The organism is Longimonas sp. (genome assembly GCF_046498435.1).
GTDB lineage: Bacteria > Bacteroidota > Rhodothermia > Rhodothermales > Salinibacteraceae > Longimonas.
Genome location: NZ_JAWOAR010000121.1, coordinates 1 through 14,800 on the forward strand (window position 1 = coordinate 1; position 14,800 = coordinate 14,800).

The 14,800-nt window shown below is 60.1% G+C and carries 9 protein-coding genes; 6 read left to right on the forward strand and 3 right to left on the reverse strand.

Annotation, left to right across the window (positions count from 1 at the left end; genetic code table 11):
- Positions 1-111 precede the first annotated feature (111 nt).
- Genes R6U20_RS04735 through mgtE form a run of 3 tightly spaced genes read left to right on the forward strand, consistent with a single transcriptional unit; the run spans position 112 to position 3,493 of the window.
- On the forward strand, positions 112-1,224 hold the full coding sequence (locus R6U20_RS04735; protein WP_410336718.1) for a vWA domain-containing protein: 1,113 nt from the start codon (positions 112-114) through the stop codon (positions 1,222-1,224).
- Between the two features lie 54 nt (positions 1,225-1,278).
- The gene (rsmA, locus tag R6U20_RS04740; protein ID WP_410336719.1) at positions 1,279-2,088 is read left to right on the forward strand and encodes a 16S rRNA (adenine(1518)-N(6)/adenine(1519)-N(6))-dimethyltransferase RsmA; all 810 of its coding nucleotides are present in this window, start codon (positions 1,279-1,281) and stop codon (positions 2,086-2,088) included.
- Positions 2,089-2,122: 34 nt separating this feature from the next.
- Positions 2,123-3,493, forward strand: coding sequence for a magnesium transporter (gene mgtE / locus R6U20_RS04745; RefSeq protein ID WP_410336720.1), 1,371 nt, complete (start codon positions 2,123-2,125; stop codon positions 3,491-3,493).
- A gap of 1,288 nt (positions 3,494-4,781) precedes the next feature.
- Here the strand turns inward: mgtE and R6U20_RS04750 are convergent.
- Together R6U20_RS04750 and R6U20_RS04755 are read right to left on the reverse strand one after the other, a co-directional pair.
- Positions 4,782-6,143, reverse strand: coding sequence for a M24 family metallopeptidase (locus tag R6U20_RS04750; protein ID WP_410336721.1), 1,362 nt, complete (start codon positions 6,141-6,143; stop codon positions 4,782-4,784).
- A gap of 535 nt (positions 6,144-6,678) precedes the next feature.
- Positions 6,679-8,223: an endonuclease/exonuclease/phosphatase family protein gene (locus R6U20_RS04755; protein WP_410336722.1), complete on the reverse strand. Its 1,545-nt coding sequence runs from the start codon at positions 8,221-8,223 to the stop codon at positions 6,679-6,681.
- Positions 8,224-8,516: 293 nt separating this feature from the next.
- Here R6U20_RS04755 and R6U20_RS04760 point away from each other — a divergent pair, with 293 nt between their 5' ends.
- The 3 genes from R6U20_RS04760 (at position 8,517) to pgm (ending at position 13,458) form a co-directional block, all read left to right on the forward strand.
- Complete coding sequence (locus tag R6U20_RS04760; RefSeq protein WP_410336723.1) at positions 8,517-8,951, forward strand: fasciclin domain-containing protein; 435 nt, start codon at positions 8,517-8,519, stop codon at positions 8,949-8,951.
- Between the two features lie 248 nt (positions 8,952-9,199).
- A complete protein-coding gene (locus R6U20_RS04765) occupies positions 9,200-11,650 on the forward strand; it encodes a pyridoxal phosphate-dependent decarboxylase family protein (RefSeq protein ID WP_410336724.1) in 2,451 nt (816 codons plus the stop codon).
- A gap of 152 nt (positions 11,651-11,802) precedes the next feature.
- Positions 11,803-13,458, forward strand: coding sequence for a phosphoglucomutase (alpha-D-glucose-1,6-bisphosphate-dependent) (pgm, locus tag R6U20_RS04770; protein ID WP_410336725.1), 1,656 nt, complete (start codon positions 11,803-11,805; stop codon positions 13,456-13,458).
- A gap of 309 nt (positions 13,459-13,767) precedes the next feature.
- Here the strand turns inward: pgm and R6U20_RS04775 are convergent, their stop codons facing one another.
- Entirely contained in the window at positions 13,768-14,295 is a 528-nt protein-coding gene (locus tag R6U20_RS04775) for a hypothetical protein (RefSeq protein WP_410336726.1), read from the reverse strand.
- Between the last annotated feature and the right edge of the window lie 505 nt (positions 14,296-14,800).

Below are 14,800 nucleotides of genomic sequence, written 5' to 3' on the forward strand. Positions count from 1 at the left end.
GAATCTACCCCCGCACCAACGGCGCAACGAATTCGCATCCCCCTGAACACCCACATTGCCCACGGCGTTACGGATACTCCGACGGCTCTTTGCCACTAACCCCGAGGACGCATGGCTTTTTCTTTTGAGTATACGGCGTGGGATGACGCGCGCCACGGCGATCAGCGTCCGCTTTTTGAGCAGTTGAATGAACTCTTTCAGGAGTTGCTTCAGCATACGGCGGGTGATGCTGTGGAAGCACTGGAGTGGCTGACCCAACTGGACGAACAGTATGGCTTAACGGAGGAGTACGATGAGGGCATCGGCGACTTCATTGAGGAACTGAAGCGGCGTGGCTATCTGCGAGATGACGAAGAGGGGCAGTCCATTCAGATTACGGCGCGTACCGAGCGGGCCTTGCGAGAGCGCGCACTGGAGCGTGTATTCAACAACCTGCACAAAGACGGACGCGGTACGCATCGCACCCCATATCCTGGACAGGGCGACGAGCGGCTACCCGAAACGCGGCGTTGGGCTTTTGGCGATAACATCAACCGGCTCGATGTGACGGGGACGCTCTCGAATGCATTTCGTCGTAGCGGAATTGGCTCGGACTGGCACCTGAGCGAGGACGACTTCCGCGTGCATGAAACGGACCATCAGTCGACCATGGCTACCGTTCTCATGATCGACCTGTCGCACTCGATGGTGCTCTACGGCGAAGACCGCATTACGCCGGCGCGTAAGACGGCTCTGGCGTTGGCCGAACTCATCCAGACGCGCTATCCCGACGATACGCTCGATATCGTTGCGTTTGGCAACGAGGCCTGGGAGGTGGACCTAAAAGATCTGCCGTACTTGGAGGTCGGGCCGTACTACACGAATACACGCGCCGGACTGCAACGCGCTCGCGACATCCTGCATCGGCGCAAAAATCGCAACAAGCAGATCTTTATGATCACCGACGGGAAGCCCAGTTGCCATATCGAAAATGGGCGCATGTACCGCAACGCGTTCGGGCTGGATCGGCGCATCGTAAACAAAGTGCTCGACGAAGGCATGATGTGCCGTCGCGAAGGCATCACCATCACGACATTTATGGTAGCGCGCGATCCGCAATTGCAAAACTTCGTTCGCGATCTGACGGAAGCCAATCGGGGGCGGGCTTACTACGCGTCGCTCGACGATTTGGGCTCCTTCCTCTTCGAAGACTATGTACGCAACCGCCGCACGCACTTGCGCTAACGTGCACATGTGTTGTGCCCCCATCATCTGAATCCCCTTGGCAAGCAGCTTTCTATGACGCAGCGCGCCCCTTTTCGTCCCAAGCAGAGCCTTGGGCAGAACTTTATGCACGACCCCAACATGATTCGCAAGATCGTAGGGGCGCTAACGGCTCCGCCCGATGCGCATGTCGTTGAGGTTGGGCCCGGCACCGGAGCGCTCACCGAGGTACTCCACGACCGGTACAACACCTTCACTGCGCTTGAAATCGATCAGCGAGCCGTTGCCTACTTGAACGAACATCTGCCCAATGTTGACGTCCGCGAAACCGATGCGCTGGAGGCGAACTGGGCCGCACTGGCGGAGGAGAAAGGCGGACCGCTCTACGTGATTAGCAACACGCCGTACTATCTCACGAGCCAGATCTTGTTTGTTCTGTTGGATGCGCGGGCTGTGGTGCACGAAGCGGTGCTCACGATGCAGAAAGAAGTGGCCGAGCGCCTTGTCGCTACGCCGCGCACCAAAGCTTACGGCATCTTGAGCGTGCTGATGCAGCTCTACGCAAATCCAGAATACCTCTTTAGCGTATCGCGGCACGTGTTTACACCCCAGCCAAACGTGACCAGCGCTGCGGTTCGTTGCACCTACAACACATCCGAGGAACCTTCGGTAGACGTCGACTGGATGCGGAAGCTGGTGCGTTCAGCCTTCAACCAGCGCCGTAAAATGCTGCGCAATAGCTTGAGCCCATGGAGTAAAGACCAAGACCTAACACTTCCGAACGATTGGGGACGCCGTCGTGCAGAGGCGCTTCGTCCCCAGGAGTATGTGGAGCTTGCGGAGTATCTGGACGCCCATGCAGCCCCGCGTACCTCCACCGAATGATTTCGGACTGCGCTCCCTTCCTGATCTACGTGTCATGCCCGACTCTTCATCGCGCCCTGGTGTTCTCGAAATCGATGCGCAGTTTGTTGACGACATATCTGTGCTGGTGGATGCAGAGCAGCGGGGCATGGTCCTGAACCTGGCTGCCGACTTACATCCGGCCGATTTGGCGTTGCTCATGGGTCGTCTGCCCGAGGCGCAGGCACACACCATGTTTGCCTGGCTTCCGGATGCGCAATCCAGCGAGATCCTGATTGAGCTAAGCGACAGCCAGCGTCGCGACTTGCTTCGTGCGATTAATCCCGAGCGCCTGCGTCGTCTCATTGATGCGCTCGACACCGACGATGCCGCGGACGTCCTCAGCGACATGAGCGATGCGCAGGCATTGCATGTCTTGTCGGATTTGGAGGACACGCACGACGTAGCCGCGCTGTTGGAGTACGACGAGGAGAGCGCGGGCGGGATCATGGCCCGCGAATTTGTGTCGGTGCCTCCGTCATGGCCCCTGGATCGCGTCATTGAAGCGGTGCGTCAGCATGCCGAGGCTATCGACGACATCTATGCGGTATTTGTGGTGAACGATCATGACCAGCTTCAAGGGGTCGTTTCTCTGAAAGACCTGATGCTGGCTCCTGCCGACCAGCCGGTGCATACCGTAATGGACTCCGAGGTCGTCACCGTTGAAACGGATATGGATCGCGAGGAGGTCGCGCGCATCATGGAGCGCTACGACCTGGTGTCGCTTCCGGTGGTTGATGCCACAGGCGGCATGGTGGGTCGTATCACGATTGACGATGTGGTCGATGTGATCCGAGAGGAGGCCGAGGAGGATATCCAGATTATGAGTGGGGGCTCGGGGATTGAGCAGCCCGACGATACAGTATGGGCCGTAAGCCGAGGCCGGCTGCCCTGGCTCCTTGTAGGCTTGTTTGGTGCGGGGCTGTCGGGCTCGGTCATTGGGGGGTTCGAGGTGGCATTGGAGCAGGCCGTGGTGCTGGCTACGTTCATCCCCATTGTAACGGCAATGGGAGGCAACGCTGCGGTGCAAAGTGCGGCGATCGCCGTGCAGGGGCTGTCTTCGGGCGATCTGTGGATGGACGATATCGGACGCCGCGTGCTGAAAGAGATGACCGTGGCTCTGCTCAACGGGCTTATCCTGGCTGCGCTGCTCTGCATCACAATTGCTGTGCTCGGGCTGGGTAACGTGCAACTGCTTGTAGCCACACTGGGCTGCACCATGCTGACCGTGATTCTACTCGCCACGACAAACGGTGCGCTGGTCCCCTTCGTGCTCAAGCGACTGGGTATCGACCCGGCGAGCGCCATGGGACCGTTCGTGACCACGCTTAACGACATCATTGGGCTGACGGTGTACTTCATGTATGCCACGCTGATCTACTTGTGAGCCCCACTCTTACCCAACAGGCGCGTTGCACGTAGCACGTTATCGAGATTTGCGGCCTGGTCTGATATAGTAATCTGAGGGACAATTTCCGGCAAATCTGTTGCGAGAGAAACCACAATACCCGCACCTATTCCTTGGAGCATGTGAAGGAGACCAGAGAGCCGCTTTTCCCCTGAGAACGAATTGTGCTATGGGTGCAGAAGGTGCGGAACTCCCCATCGTCCTGTCATCCCGGACAATCCCGACAGCGTACGTGTTTAGCGACGTGCCGCCCAGGGGACGTGCAAGTGCCAATGGCATTCGCCCCACAGATCGCCGGCACCGCTTGCGTCCCGGGCAAAGACACAACAGAATAGACGTGACGCTACGGGTCGGACGCAGGAGCGTCCGAGAGAGATGGTGGCGTCACGAGCGGTGTCTGTGCCAAGTTAGTGGGGCAGAGGGCCTCGAAGGGGCATGCCAGTTGTCCCCCTGAATAGCCTGCCTCGCACAGCGGAGCCATGCGCAACACCTTGAAACAAAGTCCTCCTCTCCGCTAGTTCTTGCACATAACTTTCTCTTTGATATTTTGTTGGCAAGAGGTTTGCCTGCTTTACCACTTGTTCAATTATTTTCCCCTTTGCTAGATCGACTGGATCGTCCGTGCCATTGGATCCGCATTCAGGTCATCTGTTTGGGGGTATTTCGTTTACAGGATTCACACCTCCCCGCGGTATGAAGCCCTTGTATGAAGCCCTTCCGGCCTCGAAGAAGTGGGCCGCCCGGACGAAGCCCGGAGGGACGCGCTCGAAAATTGATCCTGTTTGAGCGAGCCTGCGAGTGAGTTTGATCAATTTTAGCGGACCGGAGGGCGCAGTCAGGCCCAGTTCTTCCAGCCTTGATTTTTTTGGTTCGTTTTTGCATCAAGGCAAAAATGAACACCAGCCTACAGAACACTAATTTGTATTAGACGCCCACAGCTATTCCAGGTTGTGTGCATAGACTAGCCGAGGAGGAAGGAACCGTGGAAGGCGTTCCTCAAGTCCCCCTCAGAGGAGGGGGATTTAGGGGAAGGAATTCCGTAAAATTATATAGATCAAACACTTATGTTCAGTGAAGTGCCGTATGAATGCGTTTCCGTCGGAGTTTCCCGGTCGAAATCGCCGCATACCAAAAAACGCTGTATGAACGTACTCCCCCCACATGTTTGGTTGGGATGCACGGTTGTGGCAGCACGTGGGTGGCAAATTGTAGACGTTCGAGATGATAGCCAGTCGGGGGCTGAATCTAACCGCACAGCCCCTTTCCACTACCGCTGTCGCGGCACAAGATACAGCTCCGTCTGCCGCCCGTCGTGGTACGTAACGGTATCACCGTCAAAGAAGGCATCTTCTTCCACCTTCATGAGGATCTCCTGGTCATCCCATTCAGGAATCGGCACAGCTGCGTTCAGTTCAATGGAGTGCGCGGTATTCGCGTAGAGCGGGTAGTCGCCCCAGCCAGACACGCCGTCTTGCTGGTCCCACAGTCCAATCGTCGGGCCGGCGCCGTGGCCGTGGTAGCCCAGCGGATGTGTGTAGATGGTGGCATCGAGCCCTTCGCTTTCGGCAGCCGCCAGGGCATCCGATAGAATGGCATTGCCGCTGCGCCCGGTCTCAAACTGATCGGTAAGCAGGTCTTGCACGCGGTTGGCCTGGCGCAGGGCCTGTTGCAGTCCGGCGGGCGCCTCGGTCTCGCCGGGACGCAGCACGTAGGCGTTGCGCTGTGTGTCGGTGTTCAGGCGCAGGTACGTGATACCCAGGTCCATGTGCACAAGGTCGCCGGGTTGGATGACGGTGGGGCCGCTGTCGGATGAGAAATCGCCGTCTTCGCACTCGGCATTGGCGCGCTGTACCGACACGCTCGGGTGGAACCAGGCGGTCAGGTTCAGATCGCGAATGCGGTCGCGGTACCACCACTCAACATCATCGGTTGTGGTGATGCCGGGCTGAATCACGGCTTCAGAGAGTCCTTCCGCAATAATCGAATGCGCCAATCGATTGATGTGCCGGTAGGCCTGGTGCTCTGCCTGGGTGCGCGTCTCCAGCCAGCCAATCGCCAACGCCTCGCCCGATACGATGCGCTCGCGGTGCGTTTCCGAAAGGGCCGATTCGAGTTGCTGCATCTCGCTTGCGGTCATGCCGTCGGCCAGCGCGAACGTCTCGGAGGTATTGAGCGCAATAGATTCGGGATCGCGCTCGGAGACGATCTCCGCCAGGCGTGCCCACTGGTCGGGCTGCTCATCGGGGTCCCACGCCGAGGGAAAGAGGTCGCCCACATCGTACCGGCTGATGGCCAGGCGTTCAACGCCCTCGTCGGGACCGCGGTCGTAGAACACGAGCATGGTGCGGCGGCGGGCGGCCATCCATGTGGCGGGAAGCATCGTCTCGATGATAGGGTCTTCGTTGTATTCGCGTGCGCTCACAATCCACAGGTCCACGTCTTCACGCCGCATGAGCGTGGGCAGCACGGTGTCGAGGCGCTCCTGTAGCCACGTGTTCACAACGTCGGCGCGCTCTTCCATGGAGAGCACCGCTGGTGCCCTATCGTCTTCAGGATGTTGTGCCGTGGCGGGTACGACCGCCGCAACCATAAGGCAGATGATGAGCAGAAAACGGGAGCAGGTGCGCATGGCAACGGGGCGTAGTGGAAGGCAACGACGGATGCATCTTATAATACAACATGCACGGCAGAGGTGCTACACCTCGCTCCCCGATCCACGCTGCGTTTCAACAGGTAGTGTCGTGTCAACCCTCATTTTGATGGTTGCCTGCAATCAGCCCCCACGAAGCCTGTCATGGTGAGCGGAAGGCGACGGAGGAGCCGAGAGTCGAACCATCTCCTTGGCGTTTAGAAGATACGGCGGGATAGGGGATCCTGCCCACCTCGGGGGAGATCTTTATTCACTGCGTTCATCAGTCGCTTCGCTCGTGTCAGGACTCCGCGTCTCCTTGGCGGAGCCGCTCCGCTCAAGATGACACGATGTAAACGGGGCATGCTGCAACCCAACCATTGACCTGTGACACAGCAGTAGACTGGGCCCTAAATCAAGTTCAGGATGACGGTTCGGGGGCGGTGCTGATTCCAGACGAAAGGACGGTGCGATGCGGAGGACGCTCCTGCCCTCCACCTCGCCCCCAAGCCCTTCTGCCGTGCGGCGTCACGCGCTACCGCTGCACCAGATCGAGCACGAGCGGCAGGTGGTCGGAGGCGGTGGTGGTGGCGTCGGCATCGAGGTTGTGCGCCTGGCGCACGCTGTCGGGCAGGCCCGGCGTGTAGAGCGTGTAGGCGTGGGCTACGTCGAGCACGCTGTCGCTCACGTAGGCGTAGTCGAGGCGGCTGGGCGGATACGAACTGCCCACGCCCATCCAGGTGCTGTGCAGCGAGGTGCCGGTTTGCCGCGGATTGACGTCGAGCAGGTCGGTGCCGTCCCAGTCGGGGGCGGTTGATTCGCCAAACTCATCGGTGTTGACGATGGTACCCGTTTCCAGGGTGTTCGGCTGCTGCGCATCCCCCACGAAGTTCATGTCGCCGGTGATGAGCACAGGGGTGTCTTCGGGTACGTCGATGGCGGCCTCACCAGCCTGCGCCTCTCGCAGAAACGCGATAATCGAGTCCACGCCCAGCTGGCGGCGCACATCGCGCGAGGGGTTGTCGTCCTCGTAGTTGCAGCACGGCAGGTGCGCCAGAATCACGAGCAGCGGTGTGCCGAGGTCGTCTTGCGTATCCAGCAGATATGCCCCACTGGTGTAGTTCTGATAGCCGGTGATAGCGTGGGTGTCGAGGATGGGATACTTGCTCACCATAATCAGGTCGATACCTTTCTTATCCACATGCCACTGGCCCGAATCGGGCGTGCCGTAGAGGCTTTCGACGCGCTCGCGGGTGGCCTCGGCATTGTTTTCGTAGAGCTCGTTGAAGCCGATGATGTCGGGCTGCACCGTTTCCAGAATTTGCGTGTAACTGTCGGCGCGGCTGTCCTCAAAGAAGCCGTCGCGCTCGGCGTTGTAGGAGAGCACGCGTACACCGTCGTCGGTCGTGCGCTCCAACTCGGGGGTAGGCCAGTTGGGCAGATCGGTGTCGGTGAAGGCGTAGGAGGCCCCGCCGTTATCAGGGACCTGATCGCCCCCCCCGGTAAAGGCGACCCGCAGCGAATCCGCCCGAAAGAGCGGCGCGCTGGCCGGGGTCGCATCGCGATCGAGTGCAATTTCAAAGACCGAGGAGGTGACGGTTGGAAGCGTTACCAACCCAATGGCTTCATGCTCCACCTCGGGACGTCCGCCATTGGCGTGCACGCGCCCACTGCGTTCGCCGAAGGTCCACGACAGGTCGGCGCCCATGCCTTGCACCTCGGTGCCCGTATCGGCATCGTAGTCGGTGTCCAGGTGAAGCGTCAGGTCGTTATCTTCTTGCAGGTTAATCTCAGATCCCACTTCTACGCGCAGATACAAGCGCTCACTGTCGTGCGCAACCCACAGGCGCTCAAAATCGAGGGCATCGCCGTCGCCGGTGGCGTCGGTGTGGCGCACGGGGACTTCGCTCCAGTCGGACGCCTCGCCATCGATCTGAATGGCTGTCGGGTAGGTTGGGGCTTCGGTGTCGGGGTCGTTGGCTGGGTCGGAATCAGAATCGTTGGAAGCTGGGTCGGCGTCGCATCCAACCACCAGGATGGCAGCGAGCACGAACAGGAAGAGTGAGCGAGATAGGTGCATAGGCAACAAAAAGATAATGGGGAAGCAAATAACGCATGTGGTATCCCGCGCATCCGGACTTCGTTTCACAGGCGTGTAACGAGCTTCGGCGCTACATGATGAATGGCACTGCATGAAGCCACATGTAAAGCCGCCTGTAGCAGTGCGGCGTGGTGGCGCATGGTTGGATCACACCGTATCGCACCGGCGGTGCAAGGCGCGTGCTATGCAATCGTTGGGGGTGCTATCTTTCAGGATATTGTATGCTATGGTCACATTCGAATCGTTTTTCCATCGTATCTAACCTCCCTACCATGGCTGTAGCCAAAAAAAGAGCATCTACCGTTGTTGATCTGGCTGTAGAAGCTAACGACTTCACCAAACTCGCAGAGGCCCTCACGCAAGCCCAGTTGGTCGACACGCTGAAAGGCAAGGGACCGTTTACGGTCTTTGCCCCCAATGACGCAGCGTTCGATAAGCTGTCTCGCGAAACCTGGGGCACGCTGATGAAACCTGCAAACCGCAGCACACTCCAGAACATCCTGAAGCTGCATGTTGCCTCCGGCCGGAAGTCCGCGAAGGACGTGCTGGCGGCTTCGTCCATAAAAATGATGGACGGTACGTCGCTGAACATCACCAACGAAGACGGGAAGCCTCGCATTGGCGGGGCTCACATCCAGACGACCGATCTGGAAGCGGAAAACGGCGTCGTTCACGTGATTGATCGCGTGCTTTCGAACGACCGATAACCGCATAGCCGACTCTTCGTAACGTTTGTTGCAAGGACACGGTTAGGGCGCCAGTTCCCGGCTCACTGCCTGGGGCTGGCGCCTTTGTATGGAAGGGCAACATTGTATGGAAGGGCAACATGCATACGGCGGTTGCACCATGCTTCTCGATGGCCTTCTCGGTGGCGTAACACCGCCCCGCATGAACGCGTAGGCATTTGTGTCATGCGTCTCTCGTCTGTTGATTCATTAGCCCTGCCTCTGCCCGTATGAACGACGCTCTTCACAAATCGGCCTTTCTGGGTCCCAAAGGCGAAAATCTGGATGAGCTGGAGCAGCTCTTGCTGGAGGTGCTGCGCGACCACGTGTTCTGGCGGCGCAACTTCCACCCCAGCGATCCGCGCCTGATCGGAGAGCGCGACAAGCGGTCGGAGGCCTTCTCGGCCATGACCGCCCAGATGCGCGACGAGCTGTTTCAGATTCTGTCGGAGCTCAAACGGGCGGCCCCGCTCTATTCGCCGCGCCAGGTGGCCCACATCGTGAGCGACCCCACACTACCGGCGCTCATTGGCTACTTTGCCGGGCTGCTCTACAACCAGAATAACGTGGTCGAGGAAGTCTCGCCCGAGACCGTGCGTGAGGAGCGCGCGTACTTCACCGCGCTGGCGCAGATGGTGGGCTACCCCGAGTTTCTGCCCGAAACGCTCCCCCCAAAGGCCCGCGCCCGCCGCCGCCCCTTTAGCTGGGGCCACCTGTGCAGCGGTGGTACCGTCGCCAACCTCGAAGCCCTCTGGATGGCGCGCAACGTACGCCTCTACCCGCTCGCGGTGCGGCTCGTTGGCGAAACACACGCCGACTTTGCGCACATGGCCCGCATGAAGGTACAGACTGCCCAGGGCGATTCTGCGCAGCTTGACGCCCTGTCGACGTTTGCGCTGTCGAACCTGCCTATTCCCGAAATCACCGACCTGCACCTGCGCATTAAGACTCAACTGGCCGAGGCCGACCGCGCCACCGCTCAGGCGTTTCAGGAGGCCATTCCCAGCGTGCGCACTGCCGGACTCGCGTCGTTTCTGCTCTCGTATAACGAAACCTTCCCCAATGACCCAGCACGGCTGCCGAAGGTGCTCATCTCGCAGGCCGCCCACTACTGCTGGAAGAAAAACCTGGACGTGGTCGGTCTGGGAGCGGATGCACTGGAAACCATCCCCACCGACGACCGCATCCGCATGGATATGGAGGCGCTCGCCGACCGCGTGCGCACCCACGCTGAAAACCAGCAGCCCGTGCTGAGTGTGGTCAGCATCTGCGGCACCACCGAAGAGGGTGCGGTCGACCCACTGCACCAGATCGAGGCGTTCCGCGAAGAGGCCGCCGCGCACGGGCTTACCTTCTGGCACCACTGCGACGCGGCGTTTGGCGGCTACTTCGCCTCCATGCTGCCTAAAAACGATGACGGCACCATCGTGCCCTACAACGAGGTAGATGACGATGCCCTAACCGGCTCCAACGCACTGGTTGATGCGGAGATATACAACGGTATTGCTGCCATGAGCAAGGCCGACTCCATCACGACCGACCCGCACAAGTTCGGCTACATTCCGTATCCCGCTGGGGCGGTGCTCTTTCGCGACTATCACCTGCGCGACGCCATCTCGTACGCGGCGCCCTATCTGGCCGATGATGACCGCTCCGGGTTCGGCGGCTTCCTGGGGCAGTGGACGCTCGAAGGCTCGCGCCCCGGCGCCGCCGCTGTGAGCTGCTACCTGTCGCAGGCCATGGTTCCGCTTACGCCCGAGGGCCACGGCCAGCTCATGAAAAACTGCATCGCCGTGAACCAGGCGCTGGTCGAGGCCATGCACACGCGCTTCTCCGACACCAGTTGGATCGAACTACATCCCCTCGCCGAGCCCGACACTGTGGGCTATTGTTTTGTGCTGATGCCAAGGTCGGGCTTCGACACCATTGCGGCGCTCAACGAATACACCGAACGCATCTGGAAGCGCATGACCGTCGACGGGCGCGAAGATATCAACCAGTACGACTTTCTGGTGTCGAAGACCGAGGTCGAGGCCCGCGCCTACGAGCATGTGCTGCGCGGCGTACTTCCGGATACGCTGGTGGCCAACGCGGTGGACACCGATGCCTCGCTTACCCTGCTTCGCACCTGCATCATGAACCCGTTCCTAACAGACTGGGCCGAGCACGATCCGCCATTCCAGACGCAGCTCGCGGCGTTCCTGCACGAGGCCGCCCTCGACGAACACCTGCGCGACGCCCTGCCCGCCGGTCCCCTTTCCGATGACGAGCGACTCCATGTGGCGGTGGTCGAACCAGAGCCCGACGCGCCTGGCTCACTCGCTGAACAGCTCCAAACGCCCGAGCGCGGCACCACGCATCTGTCGGTAACTGCGCGCCACCCTGAATCTAACCACCCTGCCGCTATCTGGGGCGGATACGACGCCGTGGTACTGACTGCCGAGATCCTCGACACGCTTGCGCTGGCCGCCACCATTGAGCACGCACAGGCCGCAGGCACGCCCGTGTTCGTGTGTGCCGAGGCCGGAACTGCGCCCGAGCAACATGCAGATGTGCGGCGTCTTACCTACGGCGAGGCCTTGCACTGGATTGCTCACGATACACCCGAGCAGCGCGTGCACGATCTGTTGGCGCGGCTGTACGCGCTTCAAGAACAAGCCGCAGTGGGAGCAACGGGCTGAACAACTCGTGCTCTCTCCACAGGTGGGCCGCTGCTCGTTAACGCAGCACTACGCTGCACCTATGGTCAGAAGGATGCGCAGGGTAGGATCTCTGTCCATCATTTGCTATCATGAAGTCCGCGAATCTTTCTCACAACGTTTCCCGCACCCTTATGAGCGTACATGACTTGGCCGGACAGCCGGCCCCCAACGACCAGCTACTCGATGTGTCGGCCCTCTTGGCTGCATATCAGAACGACCAGCCGGACCCTTCGGTGACGGCCCACCGGGTCTCGTTTGGCACCTCGGGCCATCGCGGCACCGCCTTCGACCGCACCTTCAACGAGGCGCACATTCTGGCGATTGCCCAGGCCGTATGCGACTATCGCGATGAAGCGGGCATCACCGGACCGCTATTTCTGGGGATGGATACCCATGCGCTCTCGGCCCCAGCACAGGCCACGTGTCTGGAGGTGTTCGCCGCAAACGAGGTGGCCGTGCGTATCGCTGCCGATGATGGCGTAACACCTACCCCCGCCGTATCCCACGCCATTCTTACGCACAACAACGGCCGCACCGAAGGACACGCCGATGGCGTTATCATCACCCCCTCGCACAACCCGCCCGCCGACGGCGGCATCAAGTACAACGGCCCTACCGGCGGCCCCGCTACTCCCACAGCCACAAACTGGATCCAAAATCGCGCTAACCATCACCTCGATACCGAACTGGCCGATGTGAAGCGCGTGGGCTACGAGCAGGCGCTACGAGCCGACACCACCCAAGAATACGACTTCCTGCGCCACTACGTCGACGACCTGGACGCGGTCCTCGACATGGACCTGATTCGTGACTCCGGGCTCTCTCTCGCGGTCGATCCGCTGGGTGGGGCGGGCGTGCACTACTGGAGCGCTATTGCCGACACGTACGACCTGCCACTGGATGTGCTGCGCACGGAGGTCGATCCCACGTTTTCGTTTATGACCCTCGACTGGGACGGCCAGATCCGCATGGATCCGTCGTCGGGCTACGCCATGCAGTCGCTTATCGACCTGAAAGACAAGTACGACGTCGCCTTTGCGTGCGATACCGACCACGACCGCCACGGCATCGTCACGAAAACCGGAGGGCTCATGCCCCCCAACGCGTACCTCAGTGTCATGGTGGATGCGCTGTTCAGCAGCCGCACCGGCTGGGCCGATGACGTAGGCGTAGGCAAAACCGTGGTCACCACACGGCTGCTCGATCGCATCGCCGCCGATTATGAGCGTCCGGTGACCGAAGTGCCCGTCGGCTTCAAGTGGTTTGTGGATGTGCTCTACGACGAGACCTGCGGATTTGTGGGCGAAGAGAGCGCGGGCGCATCGTTCCTGCGCAAAGACGGCACGGTCTGGAGCACCGACAAAGACGGCATCATCGCCGCACTCATGGCTGCCGAAATCACGGCACGCACGGGTCAGGATCCCAGCGAGCGCTATGCCGAACTCACTGAACAGTTTGGCGACCCCGTATACGAGCGGGTGGATGCACCGGCCACGCCCGAGCAGAAGGCCGTCCTCAAAAACCTGACGCCCGATCTCGTAACGCAAGACGAACTCGCGGGCGAGCCCATTCAGACGATCCGCACCAAAGCGCCCGGCAACGACGCTGCCATTGGCGGACTCAAAGTAGAAACCGAGAACGGATGGTTCGTGGCGCGTCCCTCAGGTACCGAGGCGATCTACAAGATCTACGGCGAGAGCTTCAAAGGGCGCAACCACCTCGACCAGATCCATGCCGATGCCCAGGCGCTCGTTACCCGCGCGTTCGACACATCCGACGCCGCATAGAATCGCGAGCGAAAACGATGCCTCCCTCCTGCGAGCCTGTGTGCCCTCTTGGTTTCGCACGACGCGTATTTTGCTCTATTACCCCGCAACGCTGTAACCTTCTACTTCCTGCCTACGTCAATATCCCACATCACAAGATGCTTTGCAGCACTGCTGCTGGAGAGTATCTGCTGCCTAACCGCACGATGTGCACAGGTGCCGGTAAGAGTGGGAGCGTACCGGCCCCTGTGTTTTTTTGGCTTTCGAGCGACATGCTACAGCGCTGTTGGATGCAAAGGAGGTTGCCCCTTGATATCGTTGCAGTGCGTTTCAAGGAGCCTGGTAGCGGTTATCGGTTAGTTCGCGCAGATCATTCGGCGTAATAATGCGCCAGTAGGGAGCGCTGAGGCGTCCGGTACTGGTGCGCCGAAAGGTGATGCGAACCAGCACTTCTTTGTCGGACGCCGCGGCATCCTCATATGAGAAGGCGCCCCAGTGCACGACCCACGCAACCCGCGCAGGGTCCATGCCAAACGCGCGCCCGACCTCCTCGGCCACGTATTCGATATCGTCGAGCACGGTGGGCCCGGTGTTTTCTGCCAGTTCGCGCATCACCACGGTATGATCGCGGTTTTCATCATCGGGCGGACCCGGGTAGAGTTGTAGATGGGTTTCACTTTCGTGCGTGTAGCCGCGCCAGGTGAAGGTGGTGTCGGATACAGGCTGTGCCCGAAGTGCGTGCGGATGTGCAAACGCGCCTGCAAGAAACACAAGTGCCAGGAGGCAGATGGACTTGCGCGCTGCGATGGACATCGAGCCGAGCGTGGAGGCCTGGGGCGAAACGATGATCTGCTGCATGATGCGAATGTGCTGTGGGGATGCCCGTGCTGCGTTGGTACATCTGTAGACCCACGGCCTCCACAAACATAACGTGACGCGCTACGCAGCGCGCCCTGCTCACGCATCTAATACCATCTGCGCTGAATCATCATACAGGTGTTTGCAATCGGTGAGCGACGAAACTCGCCTTAATGTCGCTGGGGACGCAAGCGGTACCGACAGGGGGCGGTACAAGTAACCCGGCTATGGAAAATACCTGACGAACAGAGCAGGAGTTACGCACTTGCCCCAGACATTGGCCGTTTCGGTAGCTGTTATATCATAACAGGACTTACGCAGTTGCAACTCACGAATGTCATCTCGTCGCGAGGCTCTGCCTCGTGACGCCGTCGTTTAGGGGCTCCGCCCCGTCCACAGGCAGGAAATGACGCCCTCGGGTCAAGTGCGTAACTCCTAATCGGAGTGCTGCAACCGGATTTGGTATTACGCATGCCCCAAGCAGGCGCTCTGTCTGCGTGACCTG

What these genes read in the sequence shown, in the direction of transcription:
- R6U20_RS04735 (WP_410336718.1), top strand. Translation starts at nt 112, where the DNA reads ATGGCTTTTTCTTTTGAGTATACGGCGTGGGATGACGCGCGCCACGGC.
- rsmA (WP_410336719.1), top strand. Translation starts at nt 1,279, where the DNA reads ATGACGCAGCGCGCCCCTTTTCGTCCCAAGCAGAGCCTTGGGCAGAAC.
- mgtE (WP_410336720.1), top strand. Translation starts at nt 2,123, where the DNA reads ATGCCCGACTCTTCATCGCGCCCTGGTGTTCTCGAAATCGATGCGCAG.
- R6U20_RS04750 (WP_410336721.1), bottom strand. Translation starts at nt 6,143, where the DNA reads ATGCGCACCTGCTCCCGTTTTCTGCTCATCATCTGCCTTATGGTTGCG.
- R6U20_RS04755 (WP_410336722.1), bottom strand. Translation starts at nt 8,223, where the DNA reads ATGCACCTATCTCGCTCACTCTTCCTGTTCGTGCTCGCTGCCATCCTG.
- R6U20_RS04760 (WP_410336723.1), top strand. Translation starts at nt 8,517, where the DNA reads ATGGCTGTAGCCAAAAAAAGAGCATCTACCGTTGTTGATCTGGCTGTA.
- R6U20_RS04765 (WP_410336724.1), top strand. Translation starts at nt 9,200, where the DNA reads ATGAACGACGCTCTTCACAAATCGGCCTTTCTGGGTCCCAAAGGCGAA.
- pgm (WP_410336725.1), top strand. Translation starts at nt 11,803, where the DNA reads ATGAGCGTACATGACTTGGCCGGACAGCCGGCCCCCAACGACCAGCTA.
- R6U20_RS04775 (WP_410336726.1), bottom strand. Translation starts at nt 14,295, where the DNA reads ATGCAGCAGATCATCGTTTCGCCCCAGGCCTCCACGCTCGGCTCGATG.